General features: G+C 71.5%; 22 protein-coding genes and 1 riboswitch. Of the genes, 8 read left to right on the forward strand and 14 right to left on the reverse strand.

Going from position 1 to position 24,798, the window contains the following annotated elements:
- Positions 1-13: 13 nt before the first annotated feature.
- The 5 genes from OHL10_RS12695 to OHL10_RS12715 all read right to left on the reverse strand — a co-directional run bounded on the left by OHL10_RS12695 (position 14) and on the right by OHL10_RS12715 (position 7,723).
- Positions 14-3,058 (reverse strand): alpha-mannosidase, encoded by a 3,045-nt coding sequence (locus OHL10_RS12695; RefSeq protein ID WP_265522582.1) that lies wholly within the window; start codon positions 3,056-3,058, stop codon positions 14-16.
- 139 nt (positions 3,059-3,197) lie between these two features.
- Complete coding sequence (locus OHL10_RS12700; protein WP_265522583.1) at positions 3,198-4,097, reverse strand: carbohydrate ABC transporter permease; 900 nt, start codon at positions 4,095-4,097, stop codon at positions 3,198-3,200.
- Positions 4,097-5,029 carry a carbohydrate ABC transporter permease gene (locus tag OHL10_RS12705; protein WP_265522584.1) on the reverse strand — a complete coding sequence of 311 codons (933 nt, stop codon included), beginning with the start codon at positions 5,027-5,029 and terminating at the stop codon, positions 4,097-4,099. Before OHL10_RS12705 ends, OHL10_RS12700 begins: the two co-directional genes overlap by 1 nt.
- A 3-nt stretch (positions 5,030-5,032) precedes the next feature.
- Positions 5,033-6,388 carry an extracellular solute-binding protein gene (locus OHL10_RS12710; RefSeq protein ID WP_265522585.1) on the reverse strand — a complete coding sequence of 452 codons (1,356 nt, stop codon included), beginning with the start codon at positions 6,386-6,388 and terminating at the stop codon, positions 5,033-5,035.
- Between the two features lie 135 nt (positions 6,389-6,523).
- Complete coding sequence (locus tag OHL10_RS12715; RefSeq protein ID WP_265522586.1) at positions 6,524-7,723, reverse strand: ROK family transcriptional regulator; 1,200 nt, start codon at positions 7,721-7,723, stop codon at positions 6,524-6,526.
- Positions 7,724-7,975: 252 nt separating this feature from the next.
- Between OHL10_RS12715 and OHL10_RS12720 the strand changes: the two genes are divergently transcribed.
- From OHL10_RS12720 to OHL10_RS12735, 4 genes are read left to right on the forward strand one after another with little or no spacing between them, the layout of a single operon-like run.
- Positions 7,976-9,451 (forward strand): NCS2 family permease, encoded by a 1,476-nt coding sequence (locus OHL10_RS12720; RefSeq protein WP_265522587.1) that lies wholly within the window; start codon positions 7,976-7,978, stop codon positions 9,449-9,451.
- 3 nt (positions 9,452-9,454) lie between these two features.
- Entirely contained in the window at positions 9,455-10,663 is a 1,209-nt protein-coding gene (manA, locus tag OHL10_RS12725; RefSeq protein WP_265522588.1) for a mannose-6-phosphate isomerase, class I, read from the forward strand.
- Between the two features lie 59 nt (positions 10,664-10,722).
- Positions 10,723-11,181, forward strand: coding sequence for a MarR family winged helix-turn-helix transcriptional regulator (locus OHL10_RS12730; RefSeq protein WP_265522589.1), 459 nt, complete (start codon positions 10,723-10,725; stop codon positions 11,179-11,181).
- Positions 11,178-12,521, forward strand: coding sequence for an MFS transporter (locus OHL10_RS12735; protein WP_265522590.1), 1,344 nt, complete (start codon positions 11,178-11,180; stop codon positions 12,519-12,521). Before OHL10_RS12730 ends, OHL10_RS12735 begins: the two co-directional genes overlap by 4 nt.
- A 14-nt stretch (positions 12,522-12,535) precedes the next feature.
- Here the strand turns inward: OHL10_RS12735 and serC are convergent, their stop codons facing one another.
- Positions 12,536-13,681: a phosphoserine transaminase gene (gene serC / locus OHL10_RS12740; RefSeq protein ID WP_265522591.1), complete on the reverse strand. Its 1,146-nt coding sequence runs from the start codon at positions 13,679-13,681 to the stop codon at positions 12,536-12,538.
- 116 nt (positions 13,682-13,797) lie between these two features.
- Between serC and OHL10_RS12745 the strand changes: the two genes are divergently transcribed.
- From OHL10_RS12745 to OHL10_RS12755, 3 genes are all read left to right on the forward strand, one after another.
- The gene (locus OHL10_RS12745; protein ID WP_265522592.1) at positions 13,798-14,505 is read left to right on the forward strand and encodes an iron-dependent transcriptional repressor DtxR; all 708 of its coding nucleotides are present in this window, start codon (positions 13,798-13,800) and stop codon (positions 14,503-14,505) included.
- Positions 14,506-14,675: 170 nt separating this feature from the next.
- Positions 14,676-14,839: riboswitch (cyclic di-AMP (ydaO/yuaA leader) on the forward strand.
- 92 nt (positions 14,840-14,931) lie between these two features.
- Positions 14,932-15,675 (forward strand): C40 family peptidase, encoded by a 744-nt coding sequence (locus tag OHL10_RS12750; protein WP_425499004.1) that lies wholly within the window; start codon positions 14,932-14,934, stop codon positions 15,673-15,675.
- Positions 15,676-15,875: 200 nt separating this feature from the next.
- Positions 15,876-16,823: a universal stress protein gene (locus OHL10_RS12755; RefSeq protein ID WP_265522594.1), complete on the forward strand. Its 948-nt coding sequence runs from the start codon at positions 15,876-15,878 to the stop codon at positions 16,821-16,823.
- A 42-nt stretch (positions 16,824-16,865) separates the two neighbouring features.
- On the opposite strand, the gene OHL10_RS12760 is transcribed toward OHL10_RS12755, so the two are convergent.
- From OHL10_RS12760 to ddaH, 4 genes are all read right to left on the reverse strand, one after another.
- The gene (locus OHL10_RS12760; protein WP_265522595.1) at positions 16,866-17,711 is read right to left on the reverse strand and encodes an ABC transporter permease; all 846 of its coding nucleotides are present in this window, start codon (positions 17,709-17,711) and stop codon (positions 16,866-16,868) included.
- Positions 17,711-18,700, reverse strand: coding sequence for an ATP-binding cassette domain-containing protein (locus tag OHL10_RS12765; protein WP_265522596.1), 990 nt, complete (start codon positions 18,698-18,700; stop codon positions 17,711-17,713). Before OHL10_RS12765 ends, OHL10_RS12760 begins: the two co-directional genes overlap by 1 nt.
- Positions 18,701-18,847: 147 nt before the next feature.
- A complete protein-coding gene (gene rocD / locus OHL10_RS12770) occupies positions 18,848-20,113 on the reverse strand; it encodes an ornithine--oxo-acid transaminase (RefSeq protein ID WP_265522597.1) in 1,266 nt (421 codons plus the stop codon).
- Positions 20,110-20,982, reverse strand: coding sequence for a dimethylargininase (ddaH, locus tag OHL10_RS12775; RefSeq protein ID WP_265522598.1), 873 nt, complete (start codon positions 20,980-20,982; stop codon positions 20,110-20,112). The genes rocD and ddaH overlap by 4 nt, the downstream gene beginning before the upstream one ends.
- Before the next feature lie 200 nt (positions 20,983-21,182).
- On the opposite strand from ddaH, the gene OHL10_RS12780 reads away from it, so the two are divergent.
- Positions 21,183-21,968: a PadR family transcriptional regulator gene (locus OHL10_RS12780; RefSeq protein WP_265522599.1), complete on the forward strand. Its 786-nt coding sequence runs from the start codon at positions 21,183-21,185 to the stop codon at positions 21,966-21,968.
- Here OHL10_RS12780 and OHL10_RS12785 read toward each other — a convergent pair.
- The 4 genes from OHL10_RS12785 to OHL10_RS12800 are packed head-to-tail and all read right to left on the reverse strand — an operon-like array spanning position 21,965 to position 24,787.
- Positions 21,965-22,480, reverse strand: coding sequence for an SRPBCC family protein (locus tag OHL10_RS12785; RefSeq protein ID WP_265522600.1), 516 nt, complete (start codon positions 22,478-22,480; stop codon positions 21,965-21,967). The two genes, OHL10_RS12780 and OHL10_RS12785, sit on opposite strands and share 4 nt — an antisense overlap.
- Positions 22,477-23,397, reverse strand: coding sequence for a hypothetical protein (locus tag OHL10_RS12790; protein ID WP_265522601.1), 921 nt, complete (start codon positions 23,395-23,397; stop codon positions 22,477-22,479). Before OHL10_RS12790 ends, OHL10_RS12785 begins: the two co-directional genes overlap by 4 nt.
- Before the next feature lie 49 nt (positions 23,398-23,446).
- A complete protein-coding gene (locus OHL10_RS12795) occupies positions 23,447-23,953 on the reverse strand; it encodes an OsmC family protein (protein WP_265522602.1) in 507 nt (168 codons plus the stop codon).
- Between the two features lie 57 nt (positions 23,954-24,010).
- Positions 24,011-24,787 carry a VOC family protein gene (locus OHL10_RS12800; RefSeq protein WP_265522603.1) on the reverse strand — a complete coding sequence of 259 codons (777 nt, stop codon included), beginning with the start codon at positions 24,785-24,787 and terminating at the stop codon, positions 24,011-24,013.
- Positions 24,788-24,798 lie beyond the last annotated feature (11 nt).

Consider the following 24,798-nt stretch of genomic DNA (forward strand, 5'->3'; position numbering starts at 1 on the left):
CTGCCCGGTGCTGCTAGCTCCTGGCCACCCGCAGCGTGAGGATCTCGAACGGTCGGAGCTCGACCGCCACGCCGTCGTCGCTCTCGGCGAGGTCGCGGGGCTCCTCGAGCGGCCGCTCGAGGAGGTCGGTCGCCGTCACGGCGCCGTGCGTGAAGTCGAGCCGGACCGTCGTCGCGGCGCGTGCCCCGAGGGACTCGTAGAGCCGGACGACGACGTCGCCGCTGCGGTCCTCGGCGAGCTTCACGGACTCGACCACGACCTGGGGGGTGGCCACCCGTACCAGCGGTGCGATCTCGCCGCTCCCGGCGACCCGGCGCTCGGGCAGGTTGATGGCGTAGCCCTGGCGCACGGCCTCGCCCACGTCGGCACCGAACGTCACGGCGCACCGGAAGGTGTGCTCGCCCTGGTCGGCCACCGGGTCCGGGAACAGGGGCGCCCGCAGGAGGGTGAGCCGCACCATCGAGCCGACGCCGTCATCGCCGCGGAGGCGGGTGACGTCGTGCCCGTAGGTGGCGTCGTTGGCCACGGACACCCCGAAGCCCGGCTCGCCGACGTGCACCCACCGGTGCGCGACCGTCTCGAAGCGCGCGGCGTCCCACGAGGTGTTGACGTGCGTGGGGCGCGTGACGTGGCCGAACTGCATCTCCGACGTCGCGTGCTGGCTGTGCACGTCGACCGGGAACGCGAGCTTGAGGAGCTTCTGCTTCTCGTGCCAGTCCACGTGCGTGGTGACGTGGAGGGTCGGGTCGTCGCCGTCGGCGAGGACGAGGTGCTGCTCGACGCGGCTCCCGGAGAAGGTGCGCACGAGTCGCAGGCCGGCGTCGCCGTCGGGCTCGAGCACGTCGAGGTCGACGAGGTCGGTGACGTTGCGGCGGTAGTGCGCGTCGATGTCCCAGGCCTCCCACGTGTTGGGGATGTCGCGGTGGAACTGGAGCAGGTTGCCCACCTGGCCGGCGGGCAGGACCTCGCGGCCTGATGCCAGGTGCCGCACCGACGTCACGAGTCCGCGACCGTCGACGACGACCCGCGCCCCCGCGTTCTCCAGCACCCAGCCGTCGCCGTCGGCGACCCTGGTCGCGGGCGTCACCGTGGTGGACGACACCGTGACCGATGCCGACCCGCCGAGCGCGGGCACGCCGTCGCGGGCGAACGGCGACGCGTTCACCACGACCTCGCCACCGCTCTCGCCCCCACCCTCACCGCTGCCCTCGGAGACCAGGCCGCGCAGCGACGCCGAGATCAGGCCCTCGAGCTCACCCGCGATGCGCTCGTAGTTCTGCTCCGCCTCCCGGTGCACCCACGCGATCGACGAGCCGGGCAGGATGTCGTGGAACTGCTGCAGCAGGACCGTCTGCCACGCGGACTCGAGCTCCTGGTACGGGTAGTCGTGGCCGGTGCGGACGGCCGCCGTCGTCGCCCACAGCTCGGCCTCCCGCAGCAGGTGCTCGCTGCGGCGGTTGCCTCGCTTGGTGCGCGACTGCGACGTGTAGGTGCCGCGGTGGTACTCGAGGTAGAGTTCTCCGACCCAGGTGGGTGCGTTCGGGTACTCGGCGCGCGCGGCGTCGAAGAACGCCTGCGGGGAGGACAGCGTGACCGTGGGCGACCCCTCGAGGTCGTGGGTGCGGTGCGCGGCGGAGACCATCTCGCGGGTGGGGCCACCGCCGCCGTCGCCGTAGCCGAACGGCACGAGCGAGGTGTTGGCGGCGCCCTTCTCCGCGAACTGGTCGGACGCCCGCGCGAGCTCGGGGGCGGAGAGGTCGGAGTTGTAGGTGTCGACGGGCGGGAAGTGCGTGAACACACGGCTGCCGTCGATGCCCTCCCACCAGAAGGTGTGGTGCGGGATCCGGTTGGTGTCGTTCCACGAGAGCTTCTGCGTGAGGAAGTCGGGGCAGCCGGCGAGCCGGGCGACCTGCGGGAACGAGCCCGTGTAGCCGAACGAGTCAGGCAGCCACACGTTCCGGGGCTCGACGCCGAGCTGCTCGATGAAGAACCGCTTGCCCTGGACGAACTGCCGCACGAGGGCCTCGGAGCCGACCATGTTGGTGTCGGACTCCACCCACATGCCGCCGACGGGGATGAAACGGCCCTCGGCCACACGCTCCTTGACCCGCTCGAACAGCTCGGGGTAGTACTGCTGGATCCAGGAGTACTGCTGGGCCGACGAGCACGCGAACGTGAAGTCGGGGTCGGCGTCCATCAGCGCGAGCACGTTGGAGACCGTCCGGCCGACCTTGCGCACGGTCTCGCGCACGGGCCACAGCCAGGCGGAGTCGATGTGCGCGTGCCCGACGGCGTGCACCCGGTGCGCGCTCGCCGTCGCCGTCGCGGCCAGGGCGGGAGCCAGTGCCTCGCGACCCGCGGTGGCGGTCCCCGCGACGTCGTCGGGGTCGACGGCGTCGCACATCCCCTCCAGCGCCCGCACCACCTCGGCGCGGCGGGGCGACGTCGTCGGCAGCGTGCTGACCAGGCCGCGGAGCGACGTCGCGTCGGCCACGAGCTCGTACACCTCGACGTCGAGCAGAACGACGTCGACGGCGCGCAGCACGTAGACGGGATCGGTGCCGGACGTGGCCTTGTCCCCGAGCTTCGTGGGCTTGGTCCACTGGTTGCCGGGGACGTCAGGGTTGGCCGCGCCCTCGACGTAGAGATCGATCGAGGACGGCTCCTGCGGCAGCGGCAGGTAGCTGTTGCGCGGCGAGATGCCCTTGAGGAGGACCCCGTCGGGCGACCACGCAGCGCCCTCGGCCTGGAAGCCGGGCTGCTGCGCGATGAAGCCGAGGTCGACGTCGAGCTCCACGCGGGTGCCGGGCAGCGGCCACTGGGCGGGGACGTCCCCGGTGACGTGGAACCACACGGTGCTCCACGGTGCGCCCCAGGGGGTGCCGACGGGGTGCGGGGCGTACTCCGCGGCGCGGGCCTGCGCGAACGGCACGGGTTCGCCCGGCGCGGTCCAGCTGCTGACCTCCAGGGGGTGCCGGTCACGGTGGATGGCCGGGGTGATCCACTCCGCCACGAACCTGTCGATCCGGGCGAGCGTGAGGTCGGTGCTGTCATGCATGGTGAGGCGTCCTTTCGGGCGACGAGGGGCGACGAGGGCCGACGAGGGCCGACGAGGGTACTGACGACGGGCACGACGGAGCGGCGGAGCCGCGGTCGTGAGCGGTGGGGGAGGAGCGGTCTGCGCTCACCCCTGCACATCACCCCTTCACGGCGCCCGCCATCGCGAACGAGCTGCCCGAGAGCCGCTGGACCAGCAGGTAGAGGAACAGCACGGGGACCGAGTAGAGGATCGAGAAGGCCGCGAGGCGCCCGTAGGAGACGGTGCCGTAGGTGCCGAAGAAGCTGAAGATGGCGACGGCGGCCGGCTGGCTGTTCTCGCTGAAGAGCAGCACGAACGGGACGAAGAAGTTCCCCCACGCCTGCGTGAACACGAAGATGAACACCACCGCGATGCCGGGCCGCATGAGCGGGACGACGATGCGCCACAGCGCCGTCATCGCGCTCGCGCCGTCGACCCATGCCGCCTCCTCGAGGGAGATCGGGATGGAGTCCATGAAGTTCTTCGTCATCCAGATCGCCATCGGCAGCGACGTCGCGGCGAGGAACAGGACCGTGCCCCACAGGCTGTCCAGCAGCCCGAAGGCCACGAACAGCGCGTAGACGGGGACCATCATCGCCGTGATCGGCAGGCAGGTGCCGAAGAGGATCCCGTACATGAACGGCTTGCGCCACCGCATCTGGTACCGCGAGAGCGGGTACGCCGCGAGCACCGAGCAGATCACCGTGATGACCGCCGTCCCCATCGAGAGGAGGAACGAGTTCCACAGCGGGCGGAACGTCGTGTCGACGTTCATGATCTCGGTGAAGTTGTCCAGCGTGACACTGGTCGGCAGCTTGACCGAGACCGTGGCGGCCGAGTCGAACGCGGCCAGGAGGATCCAGCCGAGCGGGATGACGAACGCGACACCGATCAGCAGGAGGATCAGCGACGACGCGATCTTGCTGTTGCGGGCGCGCGGCGAGGCGAGCGCGCCCGTGCGGAGCGGGCGGGGAGCGTCTCCCGGCGCGCGGGTGACGTCAGGGGTGACGGCGGTCATCAGTCCACCTCCGGCTTGAGCGCCTTGATGTACACGATGGCGAACAGGCCGCCGAGGACGAGGGTCACGGTCGCGATCGCGGTGCCGTAGCCGACCTGGGCGAACTTGAACGCCTCCTGGTAGGCGAGCACCGGCAGGGTCGAGCTCTCGACACCGGGTCCGCCGGCCGTCATCACCCAGATGAGGGTGAAGACACCGAGGGTCTGCAGCGTGGTGAGCATGAGGTTGGTGGAGATCGAGCGGCGGATCATCGGGAGCGTGATCCGGGTGAAGCGCTGCCAGCCTGAGGCGCCGTCGATCTCGGCCGCCTCGGAGATCTCCGGCGGCACCTCGGCCAGCGCCGCGGAGTAGACCATCATCGAGAAGGCCGTGCCGCGCCAGACGTTGGCGACGATCACCGCCAGCATGGGCGTGACCACGAGCCATGCCTGTCCCTCGATGCCGAGCCAGCCGAGCATGATGTTGAGCGTCCCGTCGGAGGCGAAGAACGCGTACAGCGCGAACGCCGCGACGATCTCCGGCAGCACCCACGAGACGACCACGATGGTGCTGACGACCGCACGGACCGGTCCGTGCGCCGTCTTCATCAGCAGTGCGAGGCCCATCCCCAGGAGGTTCTGCCCGATGAGCGCCGAGGCGATGACGAACACCAGCGTCAGGACGACGGACTTCCAGAACTGCGGGTTGGCGAACAGCTGCTCGTAGTTCTGGAGGCCGATGAACTCGGGGTCGGCGGCCCTCGGGCCGGTGAGGGACGCGTTCGTCAGCGAGCCGTAGAGCGAGTAGACGATCGGTCCGGCGAGGAAGAGGACGAGCAGGACGACAGCGGGGAGCAGCGGGGAGGACCGGAGCAGGGCCTGCGCCACCCGTCGGGACCCGGGCGACCTGCCCGGGTCCCGACGTCCCCGCCCGTCGAGGGCGAGGGAGGTCATGGATCAGCCCGCCTCCGTGACCATGTCGTCCCCGACGACCCGGGTCACCGCCTCGTCGTACGTGGCGGCGGCCTGCTCGGGTGTGGCCTGGCCGGTGATGACCGACTCCGCCGCGACCTGGATGTTGTTGGAGATCTGGGCGTAGTCGGGCGTCGCCGGACGGAAGTTCGTGTTCGGCACGAGCGAGGAGAAGAACTCGAAGGACGGGTTGAACGCGACGTAGTCCGGGTTGGACGCGACGTCGTCACGGGCGGCGATCTGGCTGTTCTCGGTCGCGAACTTGAAGCTGTTCTCCTCGTTGAGGGTCAGCGCGATGAAGTCGAACGCCGCCTGCGGGTCGGGGGCGTTCGCGCCGATGCTCAGCAGCCAGCCGCCGGACATCGAGGTCGAGCCGGGCGCCTGGCCGTTCTGGGTCGGCATGGCGGCCATCCCCATGACCTCTTCCCACTCGGGCCACGCGTTGTCGCCGGCCATCCAGCCGCCCGGAACCCACGAGCCGTCGATCGCGATCGCGAGCCGACCCTGCGGCAGCAGCTCACCGGAGACCCGGTTGGGCAGGTTGGTGTCGAGCGCGTCCTCGAGGTTCGGTGCGAGATCCTCGTCCTGGAGGGTCTTGAGGAAGGAGAGCGAGTCCTCGAAGCCCTGCGAGCCGACGATCCACTTCCCCTGCTCGGCGTCGTAGAGGGTGTCGTCCGTGCCGTACAGGAGCATCTCGAAGCCCTGCATCGAGGTGGCCTCGCCCTGCGCCTTGGAGGAGTAGACGTTCATCGGGATGACGTCGGGCACGTTCGCCTTGACGGTGCGCGCTGCGTCGAGCAGGTCGTCCCAGTTCTCGGGCTGCCAGTCGGTGGGGAGACCCGCCTGCTCGAAGATCTCCTTGTTGTAGTAGACGCCGCGGGTGTCGGTGCCCATCGAGACGCCGTAGATGCTGCCGTCGTCGCCCTTGCCGGCCTCGCGGATGCCCTCGGGGAACTGGTCCCAGTCCTCCCACTCGGCGAGGTACTCGTCCATCGGGAGGAGATAGCCGGCCGCGGCGTCGGGCCGCACCTGGAAGGTGTCCTCGTAGATGATGTCGGGCGCCGTGTCGGGAGAGCCGTTCATGAGGGCGAGCTTGGTGAAGTAGTCCGTCTCCTGCGACGCGATCGGTTCGAGCTCGATCGTCATGCCGGGGTTGGCCTCCTCGAACTCCGCCTTCGACTTCACCAGCAGGTCGTGGAGCTGGAAGAACGAGTCGGTCTTCTGGTAGGCGACCGTGATGGTGCTCGCGTCGCCCGAACCTTCGTCGCCGCTACCCGAGCACGCCGTGAGGACGAGGGCGAGGGCCGTGGTGGCCGTGACGAGCTGTGCTGTCTGACGCATGACGCTCCTTTGACGCATACGGGGCGTTCCTCGGCAGTGAAGAACGCGCTCAAGGTTTACTCTAACGATTGGAGTTAATAACGCAAGGGGTGGTCCGCGTCGTGACCAGATCGTTGCCCCGGCTGGAACGCCGGCTCAGGCGGTGACGGGCTGTGCCAGCAGGATCGAGGCGTGGGGCGTGAACGCTGCGTCGAGCACGCGGCTGGCTGCCCCCACGGCACCCAGCCACGGACCCAGGGCGGCGCCGCCCATCTCGACACCGTGGAGCTCACGCAGCGTGGCGTGCCCGGCGAACTCGGTCCGGGCGGCCGCGGAGAGCTGGGGCCTGAACCGCTCCCAGTTGGCGCCGCCCACCACGACGCGGTCGGCGTCGAGCAGGTCGGAGATCACCACGATCCCCCGGGCGAGGCGTCGCGAGGCGCGGGCCAGGATCTCGGTGGCCGCGCCGTCGTCGGCCTGGCTCGCGGTGGCCAGCAGTCCCATCGCGAGGTCGAGCTCGGCCGGGGTCGAGCGAGGCGTGGACTCGGCGAGCACTCCCGCCGCGACCGCCTCGGCGACGAGGTGGTCGAGCGAGACGCTCACGCCGAGGCAGCCCCGGTTGCCGCAGAAGCACTCGGGACCGTCGGCGTCGACGATGAGGTGGCCGATCTCTCCCGCGTTGCGCGAGCTGCCCGAGAGCACCTCGCCCCCGCGGGCGAACGCGAACCCGACACCGAACCCGAGGTAGACGAAGAGGGTGGTGCCGGCGATGTCGTGGTCGCCCTGCCAGAGCTCGGCGACCATGGCGGCCGCGACGTCCTTCTCCAGCAGCGTGGGCAGGCCGGTGGCGTCGGCGACCCGGTCGCGCAGCGGCACGTCGCCCCAGCTCTGCATGAGCGGGGGGTGGATGACGCGACCTCCCTCGGGGTCGATCGGCCCCGGGGCGGCGACCCCGAGCCCGACCACGGCGCCGTCGGGCACCAGTGCCTGCATCCGGGCGACCTCGCCGGCGAGCGCGTCGATGACGGCGGTGGGTCCGTCCGGGGTCGTGACGACCGAGCGGTCCACCATCGTCCCGGCGAGATCGATGAGCACTGTCGTGACGGAGACGGGGTCGACGTGGACGCCCAGCGCGTAGCCGGCCGCCGCGCGCAGGTGGAGCATCGTCCGGGGCTTGCCGCGTCCCGCGATCTGGCGCTCGCCCTCCTCGATGAGGCCGAGCTCGAGAAGGCGGCCCACGACGTTCGAGATCGTCTGGCCCGACAGGCCCGTGGTCGACGCCAGCTCCACGCGGCTCACGCTCTGGCTGGCACGACGGATCTGGTCGAGCACGACGAGCTGGTTGTAGTCGCCCATCCTCGGGAGATTCGTCCCGCGACGTCCCGGATACCTCATGGCCCCTGATTCTGTCGCCCTGCCCGGCGCAACGCCTGTCGATGCCCAGGTTACGTGCCCGAGAGTGCCACATCTCCTGCTCGACGGCGCCGCTCGCCCGTCGCGAGCGCGCGGGCCGGGTCGTCGGCACGGCAGACGGGCGGAGCCGACTCGCCGACAGACCTTCACCGTCCGTGCGACGGGCAGACAGGTGTATCTGGCACGATTCTCCCCATGGCAGCGAGCACCACGGTCGACAGCGCGCCCCAGGGGGCGCTGGACCGCTACTTCAAGATCACCGAGCGCGGTTCCACCCTGGGGACGGAGGTGCGCGGCGGGCTGGTGACGTTCTTCGCGATGGCGTACATCATCGTGCTGAACCCGCTCATCCTCGGCACCACACCGGACGGGACGGGCGCGTTCCTCGGCGGTGACGGCGGGCTCGCGAAGATCGCGGCCGCGACCGCGCTCGCGGCCGGTGTGCTGAGCATCCTCATGGGGGTCGTGGCGAACTTCCCGCTCGCGCTCGCTGCGGGGCTCGGACTCAACGCAGTCGTCGCGTTCTCGATCGCGTCGATCGAGGGCGTCACCTGGGCGGATGCGATGGGCCTGGTGGTGATCGAGGGCATCATCATCCTCGTCCTGGTCCTCACGGGGTTCCGCGAGGCGGTGTTCAAGGCGGTGCCCGTCGAGCTGAAGACCGCCATCAGCGTGGGCATCGGGCTGTTCATCGCCCTCATCGGCTTCGTCAACGCCGGGTTCGTGCGCGTTCCCGAGGGCGGCGGCACGCCGCTCGAGATGGGCCTGGGCGGCTCGCTGGCCGGCTGGCCCATCCTCGTCTTCGTCGTCGGACTGCTGCTGATCGTCGCGCTGTCGGTGCGCAAGGTGAAGGGCGCGCTGCTCATCGGGATCCTCGCGGCGACCGTCCTCGCGGTCGTCATCGAGCAGGTCACGCGGATCGGCCCGCGCATCGGCGCGGACGGAACCGTCAACCCGACCGGTTGGAACCTCAACAGCCCCGACCTGCCGTCGAGCCCGGTCGCCGTGCCGGACTTCTCCCTGCTCGGGCAGTTCTCGCTGCTCGGGTCGATCCAGAACATCGGCATCGTCGCGGCGGTCCTCCTGGTGTTCTCGCTCCTGCTCGCCGACTTCTTCGACACCATGGGGACCATGGTCGCCGTCGGCGGCGAGGCCAAGCTGCTGGACGCCGAGGGCAACCCGCCGAGCACACGCAGGATCCTCGTCGTGGACTCGATCGCCGCGGCAGCCGGCGGGGCGGCGAGCGTCTCGTCCAACACGAGCTACGTGGAGTCCGCGGCCGGCGTCGGCGAGGGCGCCCGGACCGGGCTCGCCTCGGTCGTCACCGGCGTCGCGTTCCTCCTCGCGACGTTCCTCTCTCCGCTCGTGGCGCTCGTGCCCTACGAGGCGGCGACCCCCGCCCTGGTCTTCGTCGGGTTCCTCATGATGACGCAGGTCACCGGCATCCGGTGGAACGACTGGGAGGTCGCGATCCCCGCCTTCCTAACCATCGTCCTCATGCCGTTCACGTACTCGATCACCGCCGGCCTGGGCGCGGGCTTCATCGCCTTCGTCGTCGTCAAGCTCGCGGTGGGCAGGCCCCGTCAGATCCACCCACTCATGTGGGTGGCCGCCGCGCTCTTCCTCGCGTACTTCACGCTGGGACCGATCCAGGAGGCCCTGGGGGTCTGATCCGTGCCGTTCCACCCGCTCGAGAACACGGTCCAGCGCTACGACTGGGGCTCCATGACGGCGCTGCAGGAGCTCCTCGGCCAGGAGGTCGACGGCGCACCCGCAGCAGAGCTCTGGATGGGTGCGCACCCCATGGGGCCGTCGATGGTCCGGGCTGCCGACGGCTCCGTGCTCTCGCTCGCCGAGCTGATCCGCAGCGCCCCGTCCGCCCACCTCGGTACGCGCGTGCTCGAGGACTACGGGCCGCGCCTGCCGTACCTGCTCAAGGTGCTCGCGGCCGACAAGGCCCTCTCGCTGCAGGTGCACCCCAAACCGCACCTGGCCCGCGCGGGCTTCAACCGGGAGAACCGCGCCGGCCTGGCGAAGGACTCGCCGGTCCGCAGCTTCCACGACGACCAGCACAAGCCGGAGATGGTCGTCGCGGTCTCCCGATTCGAAGGGCTCTCGGGCTTCCGCAGGCCGGGACGGGTCGTCGAGCTGATGGCTGGTCTGCGGGGCGACCTCGTCGGTCGGATGCGCGAGATCCTCGAGGCGGACCCGACGGCGGAGGGGGTGCGCGCGGCGTTCACCCTCGCGCTGCACGCGCGCCAGGAGCCCGACGTCGCGACGGACCTGGCCGTGTCCGTCGCCGACGTCCGCTCCAGGGTCGCCGCGGGGACGTCGTCACCGCGCGCCGATGCGACCGTCCTGATGCTCGCCGAGCAGCACCCTGGGGACCCGGGCGCGATCGTGTCGCTGATGCTCAACCGGGTGACCCTCGAGCCGGGGGAATCGATGTTCGTCCCGGCCGGTGACGTCCACGCCTATCTCTCGGGCTGTGCCGTGGAAGTCATGGCCAGCTCCGACAACGTCCTGCGTGCCGGGCTGACGAGCAAGCGGGTCGACGTCGACGCGCTGCTGGAGTGCGCGACGTGCACCCCCGCGCCCGCCGCGCGGCCCCGGGTCTCGCGCGCCCCGGGGGGCCTCAAGGCGTACCGGGCCCCGATCCCCGAGTTCGCGCTCCTGGTGGGTCGCGTACGGCCGGGGCGGGACGCCGTCGTGCACCCGTCCGGGCCGCGGGTGGCGCTGTGCCTGGAGGGCGAGGTGCGGCTGCGGTCGTGGACCGGGGAGGAGCACACGCTGCGGCAAGGGGAGTCGGCGTTCGTCCCCCACGACGTCGGCGACCTCGCGCTGGCCGGCGCCGGGATCGTCGTGGTGGCGTACGTGCCCTGACGTCGAGCGCGTGGCCAGGCACCCTTTCCTTACTCTAGGTAATGAGTTAAGGTAACGAGATGCCTGCTGCGGAGACGACTGCCCCGACCAAGAGCCAGTGCCGTCCCGAGAACCTCGGCGGTGAGCTGCGCGTCGCCCTGACCCACATCTCCCGTCGGCTGCGTGCCCAGCGCGGCGAGGCCGACCTCCCCGAGGGACAGTTCGGCGTCCTCACGGTGCTGTTCAAGCACGGCGAGATGTCCCCGGGCGCGCTGGCCGCGCACGAGCGCGTGCGGCCGCCGTCGATGACCCGGGCGGTGAACTCGCTCGTCGAGCTCGGCCTGGTCGCCAAGGTCGAGCACCCGACGGACGGCCGCCAGGTCGTGGTGACCCTCACCGACGACGGCGTGCGCGAGGTCACCGAGACCCGTCGCCGCCGCGACGCGTGGCTCACGCAGCAGCTGACCGACCTCACCCCCGACGAGAGAGAGACCTTGGCCCGCGCCAGTGAGCTGCTGAAGAGGATCGCCGCCGGATGAGCGCGACGTTCTCCTCCCTGAAGTACTTCAACTACCGTCTGTGGTTCGCCTCCGCCCTGGTGGCGAACATCGGCACCTGGATGCAGCGCGTCGCCCAGGACTGGCTCGTGCTGACCGACCTCACGGACAACTCCGGTGTCTCCGTCGGGATCGTCACGGCCCTGCAGTTCGCGCCCGTGCTGCTGCTGTCCGCCTGGGCAGGGCTCCTCGCCGACCGCCTCCCGCGCCGCAAGCTCCTCATCGGCACGCAGAGCGCGATGGGCGTCCTCGCGCTCGGGCTCGGTGCGCTCGTGCTCTCCGGCCACGTCGAGCTCTGGCACGTCTACGTGTTCGCCGGTCTCCTCGGCTGCGTCTCCGCGATCGACGCGCCCGTCCGCCAGACCTTCGTCGCCGAGATGGTCCCGTCGGACCGGCTCTCGAACGCCGTCGGGCTCAACAGCGCGTCGTTCAACGCCGCACGCCTCATCGGCCCCGGCGCGGCCGGCCTGCTCATCGCGCTCGTCGGCACCGGCTGGATCTTCGTCATCAACGGCGTGACCTTCGCCGCGACCATCGTCGCCCTGACCCGCATGCGCTCCCGCGAGCTGCACGCGATGCCGAGCGCGAGCCGGAGCAAGGGGCAGATCCGCGAGGGGATCCGCTACGTTCGCGGCCGCACGGACATCGTCGTCATCATGGTGGTGGTCGGCGTCGTGTCGACGTTCGGGCTGAACTTCCAGCTCACCTCGGCCATGATGGCGCGCGTCGAGTTCGACAAGGGTCCGAGCGAGTACGGCATCCTCGGCTCGGTGCTCGCGATCGGCTCGCTCACCGGGGCGCTGCTGGCCGCACGGCGTGAACGACCGCGCGTCCGGCTGGTGATCGGCTCGGCCTTCGGCTTCGCGGTCGCGACGGGGGTGATGGCGCTGATGCCGACCTACCCGTCGTTCGCGATCGCCTGCATCCCCGTGGGTCTCGCGTCGCTGACCATGATGACCGCGGCCAACACGACGATCCAGATGAGCACCGACCCGGCGATGCGCGGTCGGGTCATGTCGCTGTACATGATCGTGTTCCTCGGGGCCACGCCGATCGGGTCACCGATCGTGGGGTGGATCGCCGAGGAGTGGGGACCGCGCTGGGCCATCGGCATCGGCTCCATCTCAGCCCTGCTGGTCTCCGTCGGCGCCGCCCTCTGGGCGATGCGCAGCTGGCACCTGCAGGTGCGCTACCGGTTCCTGCAGCGCCCGCACCTGCTCGTGCGCTACCTCGAGGCCGAGCCGCCGGGTCGGGGCGCGCGCGACCGCACGCGCAGCGAGCTGGAGCGCGAGGAGGCGGAGGACGCCGCCTCGGCGGCCTAGTTCCGGACGTGGCGTCAGCCGCGGGCGTGCAGCTGCTCCACGACGTGGTCCACGCAGCGCGTCAGCGCACGCACGTCCTCGGGGTCGATCGCGGGGAACATCGCGACCCGCAGCTGGTTGCGGCCCAGCTTGCGGTACGGGAAGACGTCGAGCACTCCGTGCGCCCGCAGGGCCGCGATGACCTGGGTCGCGTCGATCGTCGGGTCGAGGTCGATCGTCCCGACGACGGTCGAGCGCTCCTCGGGGCGCGTGACGAACGGCGTCGCCCAGCTGCGCTCCTCGGCCCAGGCGTACAGGATCTCGGCCGACGCCGCCGACCGACCCACCGCCCAGGGCAGGCCGCCCTGGGCCAGGATCCACTCCAGCTGCTCGACGAGCATCACCAGGGTCGCGACGGCGGGGGTGTTGAGCGTCTGGTCCTGGCGCGAGTTCACCAGGGCCGTGCGCAGCGAGAGCGACTCGGGCACCCAGCGCCCGCTCGACTCGATCTCCTCCGACCGGGCCACCGCGTCGGGCGAGAGCAGCGCGATCCACAGGCCGCCGTCGGACCCGAAGACCTTCTGCGGCGCGAAGTAGTACACGTCGGTCTCGGTGACGTCCACGGGCAGGGCGCCTGCGCCCGACGTCGCGTCGATCACCGTGAGCGCACCCTGCTCGCGCGATCCGGGCACACGCCGGACCGGCGCCATGGCGCCCGTGGAGGTCTCGTTGTGCGGCCACGCATAGACGTCGACGCCCTCGGCGAACCGGGGGAGCGCGACGGTCCCCGGCTCGGCGGTGACGACCTCGGAGTCGGCGAGGAACGGCGCCCGGGACGTCGACGTGGCGAACTTGGCGCCGAACTCCCCGAACGCCGCGTGCTGGGCGCGCTCGCGCACGAGGCACAGCGTGGCCATGTCCCAGAACGTCGTCGACCCGCCGTTGCCGAGAGCGACCTCGTAGCCCTCGGAGAGGTCGAACAGTGTGGTGAGACCCTCGCGGGCGCGCCGCACGAGCGAGCGCACCGGGGACTGGCGGTGCGATGTACCGAGCACGGACCCGCCCGCCACGACGAGCGCGCGGACCTGCTCCGCGCGGACCTTGCTGGGCCCGGAGCCGAAGCGTCCGTCCGCGGGCAGCAGGTGGGGCGGGATGGTGAGTGCGGTGTCCGGGGCGTTCACGGGGCCACGATACGCGGGCAGGTGGGACCCGGTGTTCGGCGTCCGGACATAAACTGTTCCGAGCGGCCCGCCGGTGCAGGCAGGTGCCATCAAGCGATGAGTGACAGGAGCGCGACGTGACCGATCTGATCGATACCACCGAGATGTATCTGAAGACGATCTACGAGCTCGACGAGGAAGGCATCGTCCCCCTGCGCGCGCGCATCGCGGAGCGGCTCGGCCACTCGGGCCCGACGGTCTCTCAGACGGTGGCGCGCATGGAGCGCGACGGTCTCGTGATCGTGACGGGGGACCGTCATCTCGAGCTCACCCCGGTCGGCCACGACAAGGCGATGCGCGTCATGCGCAAGCACCGGCTCGCCGAGCGGCTGCTCACGGACGTCATCAAGCTCGACTGGGAGCACGTGCACGTCGAGGCGTGCCGGTGGGAGCACGTCATGAGCGAGCTCGTCGAGAAGCGGCTCATCGGGCTTCTCGACCACCCGCACTACGACCCGTACGGCAACCCCATCCCGGGCCTGGCCGAGCTCGGGGAGCAGTACGAGGACGTCGAGTACCTCGACGGGGTCGTGGCCCTGCCGTCGTACGTCGCCGCGGCGTCGCCCGCGGTCGGCCGGCTGGAGGTCACCGTCCAGCGCATCGCGGAGCCCCTGCAGACCGACATCGAGCTGCTCGCGCGCCTCGCGACGGCGGGCGTGCTGCCGCAGCGGGCGGTCACGGTGGAGCAGGGCGACGGTGTCCTCACGGTCGCGGCCGACGGCGCCGACATGGTCCTCGACCTGCCGGACGACGTCGCGCGGCACATCTTCGTCAGCGCTCGCTGAGGCCCCTGCGCACCGGGTGCTGGAGGGGCGTCGTGGCCTGTCAGCGCGCTGTTCTTGGTGCGTCGTGACAGGAACGTGACATTTGCTGGAGGGTCCTGTACGGTCAGACCTGCTCCTGAGATGAACCCATTGCAGGAGCCCTCCGGTGGAACGCCAAACCCTGTCACCACGGGAGGTTCACGACGACCCGATGACAGGGGCGGGGGACCCAATATCTGGGTGCTGTTCGCAGCATCCTCGGGGTGAAGCCGGTCGGACCACGGTCCGGACGGCCGGGTGATTTCTCCCACCCGAACCCGACAGCTGACCTCGTAGGCGTACATGGAGAGGGTTCACGTGACCGTAAGCACCACACGCGCTCGCCACCGTGCAGCGCGTCGCCCTGTGACGCCACTGACCAACATGGCCCAGGCTGCCTCTGACAGCATGTCCACCGTCGGTCGTCGCACCGCCGTCGTCGCCGCGTCCTCGGGCCTGCTGGTCTCGATGATCGGTGCCGCCGCCCCCGCGACCGCCGCCCCCGTCGACAGCGAGTCCGGCAAGCTCAACACCATCGACCTCAGCGCCCTCACGGCGCAGGCGCGCGCAGCCCTCGAGGCGGCTCCCGCCGTGACGGTGGATGCCGAGGCCGAGTGGGCCATCGAGTCCGCACCCGTCAAGGTGACACCTGCCCCCGAGCCGGAGCCCGAGCCGGAGCCGGAGCCCGTCGTCGAGGTGCGCAGCGAGTCCACCACCAGCCGCACCGCCGAGCGCACCACCACGGAGCAGGCCGCGCCCGAGGCCGAGCAGGCCGCCCCCGCGACCGAGCAGGCCGAGGTCAACGTCCCGGCCTCCGCCCACGGGTCCACGATCATCTCGATCGCCAGCCGCTACGTCGGTGTCCCGTACGTGTACGGCGGCACGACGCCGGACGGGTTCGACTGCTCCGGCTTCACCAGCTACGTCTACGCCCAGGTGGGCATCAGCCTTCCTCGCACGTCCAGTGCGCAGGGCTCGGTCGGCACCAAGGTCCCGCGCTCGCAGGCTCAGCCGGGCGACCTCATCTGGACCCCCGGTCACATCTCGATCTACGCCGGCGACAACATGCAGATCGACGCGCCGCGCCCCGGCAAGACGATCCAGTTCCGCCAGATCTGGCAGTCCAACCCGACGTTCATCCGGGTTGCCTGACCACACCGCACGGCTTGTCGGAGCCCCGCCCCGCTGCTCACGCAGCGCGGCGGGGCTTCGTCGTTCTCGAACAGGCTTCCCGGCCGTCAGGTTCGGACGGATCGTCACGCCGGCCGGCCGTGCCGCGCGTGGGTCTTTGCCCTTTCCTTCGATAGGTTTGTCCCATGATGGTGCAGCTGCCATCGGGAAGAGGGAGAACGATGACTCACGCGGATGCCGTGCTCGTCGGAGTCGACGGATCAGCGCCCAGCCTGCACGCCCTGGACTGGGCTGCCGCGTACGCGAAGCAGGTCGGCTGGCCCCTGCACGTGGTCTGTACGTACTCCCTGCCCTCTTTCACCGCCGCCTCGCTCGACGGCGGCTACGCGGCCCTGGACGACACCGCCATCCAGGAGGGCGCACGCGCCGTCCTGGAGGAGGCCCGCGGCCGTGCGGAGGCCGCCGGCGTGCGGACCACCGCGACGGTCACCACGGGTGACGCCGCCGGGGTCCTCGTCGAGATGTCCAAGGAGTACGGCCTGGTCGTTGTCGGTACCCGTGGCCGCGGCGGCTTCGCGGAGCGACTCCTGGGGACCGTCTCGTCGGCGTTGCCCGCCCACTCGCACTGTCCGACGGTCGTGGTGCCGCTGCGCCAGCGCGGGCACGACGAGCAGAGCGAGGAGATCGAGCTCCCCGCCATCCGGCCCGTGCAGCGCATCGTGGTCGGCGTCGACGGCTCTCCGGCGGCGGAGATCGCGCTGCGCAAGGCGATCCGGCAGGCGATCGCATGGGGCGCCGAGCTCGTGGCCGTGGCCGGTGTCCCGGTCGGAGCCGGCGCCGGGCTGCTCGCGTGGCTGCCGGCGTCGATCGACCACGAGCAGGTCCTCGCAGACGTCACGGAAGGGCTCAACGTCATCATCGACCGCCACGAGGCGGACAACCCGGGCCTGCGGATCCGGCGCATCGTGCTCGACGGCACGGGTGCCGAGCTGCTCACCGAGTTCTCGACCGCCACCGATCTGCTCGTCGTCGGCTCGCGCGGCCGGGGAGGGTTCCGCGGCCTGCTGCTCGGCTCGACCAGCCAGGCCGTGCTGCACCACTCCGAGTGCCCCGTGATGGTCGTGACGAAGCGCTGCGAGGAGACCGAGCCGCAGGCGGAGGCGGTCTGAGACCCGCCGCCGCCTGCGGTCACCGCACCAGGCAGAGGTCGCTCAGCTGCGGTTGCGGTACAGGCGCATCGTGATGGGCGCGAAGACGATGGTGAGCCCGACCGCGGCGATGAGGACCCAGCCGATCTGGTCGAACGACGTCGTCCCGCCCATCAAGCCGCGCACTGCCGTCGCGAGGTGGCTGACGGGGTTGATGTCCACCCAGCGCTGCAGGAGCGCGGGCATCGTCGAGGGGTCGACGAAGATGTTGGACGCGAACGTCAACGGCATCAGCACCAGCATCGACGTGCCCATGACGGCATTCGGTGTGCGCAGCAGCAGCCCGAGGATCGTGAAGATCCAGCTGAGCGCGAAGGCGAACACCAGCAGGAGCAGCACGCCGAGCACCACCCCCACTACACCGCCGTCGGGCCGGAACCCGAGCGCGAGCCCGAGGGCGAGGGTGATGACCGAGGCGATCGTGTAGCGCACGGTGTCACCGATGAGGGCGCCGACGATCGGGGCCGGTCGCCAGATCGGCAGCGAGCGGAACCGGTCGAACACACCCTTGGTGATGTCCGTGTTGAGCGTGTACCCCGTGTAGACCGTCGTGAACAGGACGGTCTGCACGAGGATCCCCGGCAGCAGGTACTGCAGGTACGTCGTCACGTCGCCCGCGAGCGCCCCGCCGAACAGGTACGTGAACATCAGCGTGAAGATGATCGGCGTCAGGGTGACGTCGAAGAGCTGCTCGGGCACGTGCTTGATCTTCAGCAGCGCACGCCATGTGAACGTCAGCGTCGCCGAGACCGGTGACGGCCGGGACGGCCTGTCGTCGAGGGCGATCGCCGCGCGGAGCTTGGACGCCTCGGGGGTCGTGTCGAGCTCGGTCGTGGTTTGCGTGGCCATCACGCCACCTCCTCGGTGATGTCGTCGGTCGGCTGGCCCGTGAGCGCGAGGAAGACCTCGTCGAGGCTGGGCTGACCGAGGGAGAACTCGGGGACCGTGATGCCGGCGTCGGCGAGCGTCGGCAACAGCCGCCCGACGTCGACGGCACCGTCGTCGGGGACGCGCGCCGCGAGGGCGTAGGGGTCGGGGGCGAGCGTGACCTCGGTGCCGAGGACCTGCTCGACGAGCTCGGCGGCCCGGGCACGGTCGGCGGAGTCCGCGACCCGCAGGTGCACCGCCCCCTCGCCGACCGACCGCTTGAGCTCCGTCGCGGTGCCCTCGGCGATGACCTTGCCGTGGTCGATCACCGCGATGCGGTCCGCGAGCTGGTCTGCCTCCTCGAGGTACTGCGTCGTGAGCAGCACCGTCGCGCCGTCGGCCACGAGCACCCGCACGATGTCCCACACCTGGTTGCGGCTGCGCGGGTCGAGGCCCGTGGTCGGCTCGTCGAGGAACAGAACCTTGGGGCTCATGACCAGGCTGGCCGCGAGGTCGATCCGACGCCGCATGCCGCCGGAGTAGGTCTTGACCTGGCGCGAGCCCGCGTCGGCGAGCCCGAACGCGTCGAGGAGCTGCCCGGCCCGGCCCTTCGCGCGGGAGCCGGTGAACCCGTACAGCCGGGCCAGCATCACGAGGTTCTCGGTGCCCGTGAGGTCCTCGTCGACGGACGCATACTGCCCGGTGAGCCCGACGACGGAGCGCACCGCGTCCGCGTCGGTGAGCACGTCGTGGCCGAGCACCCGCGCGGTGCCCGCGTCGGGCCGCAGGAGGGTCGCGAGCATCCGTACCGCCGTCGTCTTGCCGGCACCGTTGGGCCCGAGAACTCCGTACACCGTCCCCTCGGGGACGGCGAGGTCGATGCCGTCCACCGCCTTCGTCGTGGTCTTGCCGCTGGTGAAGTGCTTGACGAGGCCCCTCGCCTCGATCGCCAGCTCCTGCTGCGTCGCCATGTCGTCTCCTGGTGTCGATGGGCGGGGCAGACCCGTGCCGGTGCCCCGCTGTGGTGAGGACTGCCGCTGGCGGTCGAACTCATCGCCGCGGGTGTCGCCCACCCGTCCATCCTGCGCCGAGCCACCCACGAGCACCAGGGATATTCGTCATGCCGCGGGGGGCGCGAGCTCCTCGAGGGCGGCGGTGAGGGCGTCGAGCCCATGGTCGAGGTCGGCGCGCGAGATCGTCAGGGGCGGAGCGAGGCGGATCGTCGAGCCGTGCGTGTCCTTGGCGAGCACACCCCGGGCGAGGAGGGCCTCGCACAGGTCACGTCCCGTCCCGCGGGCGGGGTCGAGGTCGAGCCCGGCCCAGAGCCCGACGCCGCGCGTCCGGACCAGGAGCCCGGCGTCGACCAGCGCGGCGAGCCGTGCGTGCAGGACCTTCCCGAGCTCGCGGGCCGCGGCCTGCGGTGCGTCCGTGGCCAGCAGGTCGATCACCGCGAGCGCGACGGCGCAGGCGAGCGGGTTGCCGCCGAACGTGCTCCCGTGCGTCCCGGGCGTGAGCACACCGAGCACGTCCCGGCGCCCCACGACGGCGGAGACCGGGAGCACACCACCACCGAGCGCCTTGCCGAGGGTGACAAGGTCAGGTCGTACGCCCCACAGCTCGCTGGCGAGCGTCGTGCCCGTGCGGCCGAGACCTGACTGGATCTCGTCGGCGATCAGCAGGATGTCGTGCTCCGCGGTGATCGCGCGGACCGCGGGCCAGTAGTCGTCTGCCGGGACGACGACGCCCGACTCACCCTGCACCGGCTCGAGGAGCACGGCGACGGTCGTGTCGTCGATCGCGTCACGGAGCGCCGCGGCGTCGCCGTAGGGGACCGTCCGGAAGCCCGGGGTGTACGGGTCGAACCCGCGGCGCGCGTCGTCGTCGTCGGAGAAGGACACGATGGTCGTGGTGCGCCCGTGGAAGTTGCCGGAGCCGACGACGATCGTCGCGGCGCCGGGCTCGACTCCCTTGACGTCGTAGCCCCACTTACGGGCGACCTTGATGGCGGTCTCGACCGCCTCGGCACCGGTGTTCATGGGCAGCACCATGGTGCCGTCCGCGCCGCCGGCGGTGAGCGGGCCGACGAGCGCGGACAGCCGCTGCGCGAAGGGCAGCAGCAGGTCGTGGTCGAACGCGCGCGACGTGAGGGTGACCCGACCGAGCTGCCGGACGGCGGCGTCGACGAGCTGCGGGTGCCGGTGCCCGAAGTTCAGGGCGGAGTACCCGGCCAGCAGGTCGAGGTAGCGGCGGCCGGCGGTGTCGGTGACCCAGGCACCCTCGGCGGACTCGATGGTCACCGGCAGCGGGTGGTAGTTGTGCGCGAGCACGTCGGGGTCGGGCTCCTGCCCGTAGGCGCCTGCCGCGCGGACCTCCTGCGCGGTCATGCGACGGCCTGACGGCTCGTGGTGCCACGGATCTCGAGGGTGCAGCACTTGGCGCCGCCGCCGCCGAGCAGCAGCTCGGAGGTGTCGACGCCGACCGGTGCGTAGCCGCGCTCGCTCAGCGCGTCCGCGAGGTGGGTGGCGCGCGGGTTCATGACGACGTGCACGCCGTCGCTCACGGCGTTGAGACCGAGGACGACGGCGTCCTCCTCGTGCGCGAGGTGCGCGTCGGGAAAGCGCTCGGCGAGGACCTCGCGGGACTCGGGGGAGAAGGCCGGCGGGTAGTAGGCGACGTCGACGCCGATGCCGGTCGCGGCGTCGGGCAGGAAGGTCCTGCCGTCGTTGCCGCGCAGCACCACGAGCGCGGTGTCGAGGTGGTAGAAGCGGGGGTCCACGAGCTCGAGGCTGACGACCTCGCGGCCCCAGAGCGTCGAGGCCTCGGTGTGCGCGGTGCGCTCGGTGCGGAAGCCGGTCCCGGCGAGGACGACGTCGCCTGCGACGAGGAGGTCACCCTCGCCCTCGTTGACGTGGTCGGCCTGGTGCGTGACGTACCCGTGGTCGGCGAACCACTTGAGGTAGGCGGGGCCCTCGGCCGCGCGCTCGGCGTGGCGGAACAGCGCCGAGTAGACGAGCCCGTCGACCACGGTGGCACCGTTGGCGGCGTACACCATGTCGGGCAGGCCAGGCTCCGGCTCGATGGTCTCGACCGTGTGCCCGAGCTCGAGGTAGGTGTCGCGCAGCCGTTCCCACTGGGAGACCGCGAGCGCGGTGTCGACCGGGCGGGAGCGGTCCATCCACGGGTTGATCTCGTAGCTGACGGTGAAGTACGTGGGCCGGCACATCAGGTAGTGCCGGGCGGAGCCTTCGAGCATCGGCGTCTCCTCGGTCGCGGTGCGGTCCCGGGGTGTGGACCGCCCTTCTGGCCAGGGTACGGCCGCCACGCCGGTCTCGGGGCGGTCGACACGGCACTCACGAAGGGTTGACGTCGATACACTAGCGATATATCGTTACTGCATCGACGAGGTGATCACTCCCCGCCGGTCCACCCTCTTCCGCATCCCAGGAGAACCCCATGAAGCGCCACCACACGCACCAGCAGCACCCGTTCGCCCGACCGGTCGCCTCCGGCGACCAGGGCCGTCCTCGCCGCCGTCGCGGTGACTTCCCGGACCTCGACGACACCGGCTCCTTCCGTGAGGGCAGGTCCCACCATGGCGGGCACGGTGGTCCCGACGGTCCTGGTGGCCGCGGGCACCGTGGCCCCGGCGAGGGCCGCCACGGACCGCGGGGTCGCCGTCGTGGCGGGCGCGCCGGCCGCGGCGACGTCCGCGCCGCCGTCCTGCTCCTGCTGGTGGACGAGCCCATGCACGGCTACCAGCTCATCCAGGAGATCGAGAACCGCAGCGAGGGGACCTGGCGACCGAGCCCCGGCGCCGTGTACCCCGCGCTCGCCCTGCTCGAGGACGAGGGGCTCGTGCGGCTCGACGCCGAGGGTGGGCGCAAGCTCGCCAGCCTCACCGAGGAGGGTCGCACCTACGTGACCGAGCACGCCGCCGAGCTCGGCGACCCGTGGCGCGACGTCGCCGGCGGGTCCCGTCCGCAGCGCGAGCTGCGCGGGAAGGTCGAGGCCGTGGCCGCGGCGGCCGTGCAGGTCGCCCGGACCGGCAGCGACGCCCAGGCGCGCGCGGCGCTCGACGTCCTCGAGCGCACCCGCCGCGAGCTCTACCTGGTCCTCGCAGGTCCGCTCGACGGACCGGTCGACGGACCGGTCGACGGACCGGTCGACGGACCGGTCGACGGACCCGGCGACGGGTCCGCTGACGGGCCGGGCGCGGAGCCCGGGGCCTCGCAGGGCTAGGGCGTCGCGCCGTGGCGGATCAGCCGCCCCAGGCGCCCGAGCGACGCCCGCATCATCTGACGCAGCAGCGCGTCGACCACGGGGCCGGTGACCGTTCGCGGCACCGGTCCTGCCATGTGCACGTCCTCCCACCACACGACCCGGCTGCGGCCGGCGTCGAGCGGCCACACCTCGAAGCCCGCGTCGCCGAGCAGCGCGGGCCCGAGCTTGCGCACGCGGGTCGTTCCGGGCCGCACCCCCTGCGGCGGGGTGCACTCCTCGACCCGCATCCGGTCCGGGAAACCGGGCGCTCCCCGGAGCGCGAACGGCCCCGACACCATCGTGAACTCCTGCCCGACGGCGGGCAGCCCACCCTCGTGCGCACCCTCGTGCTCGGCCCGGGTCAGCGGGATCCAGCGGGGGTGCGTCGCCGTGTCCGCGACCCAGGCGAAGGCCACCGAGGCGTCCACGGGGAACGTGCGGGAGACCTCGACGCGCCGCCGCTCGTCCGCGGCCGCCGACGAGCCGCTCACCGGCGTCCGAACGGCAGGAGGCGGCGCCGACGGCGCCGTGCGTCGTCCCGGGGCGCGTCGTCGGGCTGGTCCGTCACAACCCGGACCGCGTCGCCCCGGTCCTCGTCGGGCAGCGGTACGAGCGTGGGACGTGCCTGCGGGTCGGCGGACTCCACGACCTCGAGGAGGCGACCGAACGCCGACGGCGGAGGGCCGAAGGCCCGCCGCGACTGCCCGATCACACCGTGACCCAGCGCCCGCGCACCGGCGACCCCGACGATCGCGCCCACCCCGAACGGCACGAGCCGGCCGAGCGCGAGCCCACCCTGCTTCGCGAGCTGCGTACGCAGGAAGCGGTTCGCCAGCGCCTTGTTGACCTTGACGATCGTGCCGGACGGCATGCTCGTCAGCATGACCTTGCCCCAGGCGAACGAGGACCCGCCCACGGCCCGCTCGACGTCGCGCGCGCCCTTCTCGCCGAGGACCGAGGCGAGGAGCAGCGCCCGGCGTCTTTCCACGTCGTCCACCGCGATCCCGTGGACGTCCGCGACCGCGAGCGAGAACGCCGCCGACGAGGCGAAGAACGTCGCGACGTCACCCGACGTGAGCGCGATACCGACCCCGGTCCCGACCGCAGGGAACGCGGCCGCCGTGCCCACCGCGCCACCGGCCGCGGCCACGACCAGCAGGTACTCCCGCTCGAGGAGGTGCACGATCCCGGCCGGGCTCGTTTCAGGGTTGCGCCGGCGCAGGGAGTCCACGTGCGCGCGGATCGCCGTCGACGGGATGGTCACGGCCTTGTCCAGGGCGGCGTCGAGCAGCGGTGTCGCCCGGTAGGACGTCCAGTCCGTCCGGGACGGTGCGTCCGTCGGGTCTGTCGTCGCCGGGACGGCCGGGTCCCGGCGGGCGACGTCCCTCGACTTCTTCGCTGCGCTCACGTGCCTCGCCTCCGCTCGATCGGGTGCTCTCGCCGGCTCGTCCCTGGGGCTAGACCTCGCGTCCCGAGCCCTCCGGCTGGAAGAGGGTCTCCACTGTGGCACCGTTCTTGATCGTTCGCCCGACGGTGCACGTCTTGTCGATCGCGCGCTCCGCGACCGTGAGCAACCGCTCGCGCGCCTCGTCGTCGAGCGGCGACAGGTCGATGTCGAAGTGCTCCGTGATGACGGGGTAGCGGTCCTCCTCGAGGTCCTTGACGCCCTCGACGCGGATCGTCACCGCGTAGTCGTCGCCGAGCCGTCGTGCGAACGTGCGGTCGCTGCTCATGCCCGCGCACGCCGCGAGGGCGATCTTCAGCAGCTCTCCCGGCGTGAAGACGGCGCCGGCGCTCGCCGGACCGATCGACACGCTCGCGCCGCGCGCGGAGTGGCCGGTGTACGTGCGGATCCCCGTGCGCTCGACCCACAGCGCGTCGGTCGGTGCCGGCGACGACGGGGCGATCGCCTCGTCGTCGGGCTGGCTGGCGGACGTGTCGGTGGAGGGCGTGGTCTGGGTCATGGACACGATCTTCCCACCCGCGGCCACCCGTGGCACCGTGGTCCAGGTCTGTGGACCTCAGGTCCGGGCGACGGGCGTGATGACCGAGAAGGTGGCCCCCAGCGGGTCGGCGACGACCGCGACGCGGCCGTGCGCACTGTCGAGAGGGCCCTGCAGGACCGAGCCGCCGAGCGCGACGACCCGCTCGGCGGCGGCGTCCGCGTCCTCGACGCCGAAGTAGACGCCCCAGTACGACGGGATGCCCTCGGGCAGCACCGTCGACGCGTCCATGAGGCCCGCGAGCTCCTGGCCGCCCGACTCCTGCACCAGGTACCGGAACCCCGGGGCGTCGCTCTCGACGCGCGTGGTCCAGCCCATGACGCCCTCGTAGAACGGCAGCGCCGCGTCGATGTCGCGCGTGAGCAGCTCGTGCCACACGGGGGTGCCCGGCTCGTCGGCGACCTCGAACCCCGCCATGCCCGCCGGCTCCCACAGCCCGACCGCCGCACCCGACGGGTCGCCGACCATCGCCATGACACCCTGCCCCGGGATCGCCATGGCGTCCACCATGACCTCCGCCCCGGCCGCGCGCGCCCGCGCGAGGGTGTCCGCGACGTCGGGCGCGTACAGGTAGACCGACCACACGACCGGCTGGCCTTCGGCCATCAGCGGACCGAGGCCCGCGACAGCCGCGCCGCGGTGGGTCAGTACACCGTAGTGGCCGAACTCCTCGCCGAAGTCCCGGAACTCCCAGCCGAAGAGCTCGCCGTAGAACGCGACGCTCCGTGGGACGTCGGACGTCCCGAGGTCGTTCCAGATCGGTGCTCCCGGAGGCATGGTGGCTCGTGCAGGCATCGTCAGCTCCT

The organism is Oerskovia flava, assembly GCF_026163685.1.
Classification (GTDB): domain Bacteria; phylum Actinomycetota; class Actinomycetes; order Actinomycetales; family Cellulomonadaceae; genus Oerskovia_A; species Oerskovia_A flava.